Origin of the sequence: Hamadaea sp. NPDC051192 (genome assembly GCF_040682475.1) — a bacterium.
Classification (GTDB): domain Bacteria; phylum Actinomycetota; class Actinomycetes; order Mycobacteriales; family Micromonosporaceae; genus Hamadaea; species Hamadaea flava.
In genome coordinates, this window is record NZ_JBFBAZ010000281.1 from 1 (window position 1) to 3,080 (window position 3,080).

Annotated in this window: 4 protein-coding genes; 2 read left to right on the forward strand and 2 right to left on the reverse strand. The window is 67.7% G+C overall.

Going from position 1 to position 3,080, the window contains the following annotated elements; all coding sequences use genetic code 11:
- Positions 1–208 precede the first annotated feature (208 nt).
- Positions 209–1,615 (reverse strand): permease prefix domain 1-containing protein, encoded by a 1,407-nt coding sequence (locus AB0M47_RS42525; RefSeq protein ID WP_363424682.1) that lies wholly within the window; start codon positions 1,613–1,615, stop codon positions 209–211.
- A 3-nt stretch (positions 1,616–1,618) separates the two neighbouring features.
- Positions 1,619–1,981, reverse strand: a complete 363-nt coding sequence (locus tag AB0M47_RS42530; RefSeq protein WP_253762738.1) for a PadR family transcriptional regulator — start codon at positions 1,979–1,981, stop codon at positions 1,619–1,621.
- Between the two features lie 93 nt (positions 1,982–2,074).
- Here AB0M47_RS42530 and AB0M47_RS42535 point away from each other — a divergent pair, with 93 nt between their 5' ends.
- Both AB0M47_RS42535 and AB0M47_RS42540 read left to right on the forward strand, forming a co-directional pair.
- A complete protein-coding gene (locus tag AB0M47_RS42535) occupies positions 2,075–2,215 on the forward strand; it encodes a hypothetical protein (protein WP_253762736.1) in 141 nt (46 codons plus the stop codon).
- The gene (locus AB0M47_RS42540; RefSeq protein WP_363424687.1) at positions 2,212–2,748 is read left to right on the forward strand and encodes a DUF6529 family protein; all 537 of its coding nucleotides are present in this window, start codon (positions 2,212–2,214) and stop codon (positions 2,746–2,748) included. The genes AB0M47_RS42535 and AB0M47_RS42540 overlap by 4 nt, the downstream gene beginning before the upstream one ends.
- Positions 2,749–3,080: the final 332 nt, after the last annotated feature.

A 3,080-nucleotide genomic window follows, 5' to 3' on the forward strand; every position in this document is an offset into this window, starting at 1 on the left:
GTCGGCCATGTCGAGCGCTTCGGCCCGCAATTCCCGCAGGCGCCGGATGATCGAGCGCGCGATCCGGATCGACAGCAGCACCAGGCCGCCCGGCGTCGCTTGAGTTCGGGGGTACTCGCGCCCGGGCAGCCACAAAATCCCGATCTTCGCCGGGCCGACCCGGCTCCGGCGGTCGGCCCGGCTGCGGCGGTCGGCCCGGCTGCGGCGGCTAGACGAAGTCGAAGAGCGGCGGGAAGGCCAGCACCACGAACCAGGCCCAGGCCGTATACACGACGAGGTAGCCGGTCTGCCATTTCTCCAGCCGGGCGAACGGCGCCCGCCGCCAGAGGAACCCGTACAGCAGCCAGGCCGACCAGGCCAGGTTCGCCAGCAGGACGACGTTCTCCCCGAGCGCGGCGGTCTTGTTCGCGCTGAAGCCGAACTCGGCGATCCGGCCGTTGACGGAGAGCAGCACCAGCACGTCGATCACCAGCGCACTGACCACCAGCACGAACTGCAGCCGGTCGAACCAGCCCCGGGGGGCCGCGGGTTCCCGGGCCGAGATGCCGTAGAGCAGCAGCCCGAGGACCGCGACGAGCACCAGGTTGAACAGGATCAGGACATCCCGTTCGATGTCGATGCCGTTGCCGGTCAAGACGATCGCCGCGAGGAAGGCCAGCAGCGCGACCGCGAACAACGGGGTGAACACCCGCGTCAGCACCGGCGCCATGTTCTCGATGACGCTTTGCTTGGCCTCCACGAGCCAGGCCGCCACGACCACCGCCGCCATCGCCCCACACGGCAGCAGCCACCCGCCGAGGAACGTCTCGGCGTTGACCCCGATCGCGTTGAACACCCCGGCGGTGAATGCGATCAGCACTCCGCCGCCCAGGGCGATGAGAACGTAGTAGATGAAGAACTCGCCGGTGAACCGGATGAAATCCATCCGCCGTGAGCCGGACCGCCAGTCACCCCCGGCGTACGCGACCCCGACGACCAGCCACAACGCGATCGGCAGATGAATGCCGGTGAGGATGGTGGTGTCCGCGTCGTTGGCCAGCGGGTAGACGTTCGCCCCGATCGCCCCGAGCACGAACAGCAGCGCGAGCACGCCGACGACAGCCGGGCGCACCTGCCGCCGCCACACGAAGTACGCCGCCAGCGGCACCAGCGCGAAAAGACTGAGGTTGCGGGCGAAGAAGCCGAAGTCATGTTCGAAGGTCTGCCCGAACAGGCTGGGAATCTTCACCCCGATCGCCGCCACGGCCGCGCAGGCGATCATGATCAACATGTCTTTGCGGGCCGGCCCGGTCTTGGCCGGCTCGCCGCCACCGGCTAGCACCAGCTGCTTCCAGAGCCGTTCGGAGTGCTCCCGGGCGAACTCGCGCGACACCTCGTCCAGGCTGCCCATGCGCTTGACGGCGATGAGGAAGGCCTCGTCCGGCTGGAGCCCGGCCTCGGTCAGTTCGTCGATCCGGTTGCGAAGGTGATCTTCGAGTTCGTCGGCGTCGGCCGCACTCAGCTCGCGACGGCGGCGCATGTACGCCACCCATTCGCCGATCTGCGCCTCCAGCGCGGGGTCGTCGGCGACGTCCTGCCCGGTGCCCGCCTCCGGGGCGGTGCCCTCGGTGTCCACCGGTCACCCCTCCCAGGCGAGTCGGGGGCCGCTCGACTGAGCGTCGTTCCAGATGTTCTGCAGCGCGTCGACGACGGCCGACCACTGCCGGCGCTGCTCAGCCAGCTCCCCCAGCCCCTGGTCGGTGATGCGGTAGTACTTGCGGCGGCGCCCGCCTTCGGGGCCGCGCCACACCGACTCGACATGACCCAGCCGCTCCAGCCGGTGCAGCAGCGGGTAGAGCAGTCCGTCCGTCCATTCCAGACGGCCGCCGGACAGGTCGCCGATCTGTTTGAGGATGGCGTAGCCGTAGCTCTCCCCGTCGGCGAGGATGCCGAGGACGAGCGGCGTCGCCGATGCCGCGACCAGGTCCTTCGTGATGTGCACGCCGTCTCCCATAAGCCTAGATATTCAATGCATAATACTTCTAGGTATGCGAGAACGCAACGATCATGGCCGATCGCAGGAATAATCGGGTGGATGAAGGTCCCGACCCCCATCGTCACTCTGCTGGTGGGCGTACTGATCGCAGTGATCGTCGCGATCCTCAGCGTGCGGGCCAAGCCCGAGAAGCCGACCGAGCCCTACGGCGCGCCGGCTCCCGTGGCGGTGGCCCGATGACGACGACGTCCACCAAGAACAGCAGCAAGCTTCTCGTCCCGCTGCTGATCGGCGCCCTGGTGTCGGTCGCGCTCGGCGTCTACGGCGGGCAGCACAAAGGCGACAGCATCGTCTTCAAGGTCTCCGGCTTCGAGGACCTGATCAAGGTGAAGAGCTGGATGGCGGTGGCGGCCGGCGTCTTCGGACTCATCCAGGCCGCGTCGGCGCTGATCATGTACGGCAGGATCAAGGCGATCCGCGCACCGTCCTGGATCAGCGCGCTGCATCGCTGGTCCGGCCGGCTCGCCTTCTTCATCGCCGTCCCGGTCGCCGTCTTCTGCCTCTACGGCATCGGCTTCCAGGCGTACGACGCGCGGGTGCTCGTGCACTCGCTGCTGGGCTGCCTGTTCTTCGGCGTCTTCACGGTGAAGATGCTGGTGCTGACCAAGCCCGGGATCGCCGGTTGGGTGCTGCCCGTGCTAGGTGGCACGGTCTTCACCATCCTCGTCGGAACCATCCTCACCTCGGCCGCCTGGTACTTCAGCGCCCACTGAGAATCACTACCGGCGATTCTTCTTCGTGGCGAACACGACGGCCACGACGGCGGCGACGATGCCCGTCACGCCGACCATGCAGCACAACAGCATCAGCACGTGCCACGGCTTGAGCCCGCCCAACATTGTTCCCCCTTCGACGCGCCCCACCCTATCCGGACCGGCCCCCTCGCTCAGCCCCGTCGCGTCGATCATGGTCTGGCGCGTTGATCATGGGCTGGCGCGTTGATCATGGAGTTTCCAGTGTCGACACACCGTCGAGAGCACAGGTAAAAACAAGATAAAACCGGAGAGGGGCGGGGTGGGGGGGCGGGGGGGGGGGGCGGGGTGGC

Excerpts from the sequence above, each read along its gene's own strand:
- AB0M47_RS42535 (WP_253762736.1), top strand. The coding sequence starts at position 2,075 with ATGAAGGTCCCGACCCCCATCGTCACTCTGCTGGTGGGCGTACTGATC.
- AB0M47_RS42540 (WP_363424687.1), top strand. The coding sequence starts at position 2,212 with ATGACGACGACGTCCACCAAGAACAGCAGCAAGCTTCTCGTCCCGCTG.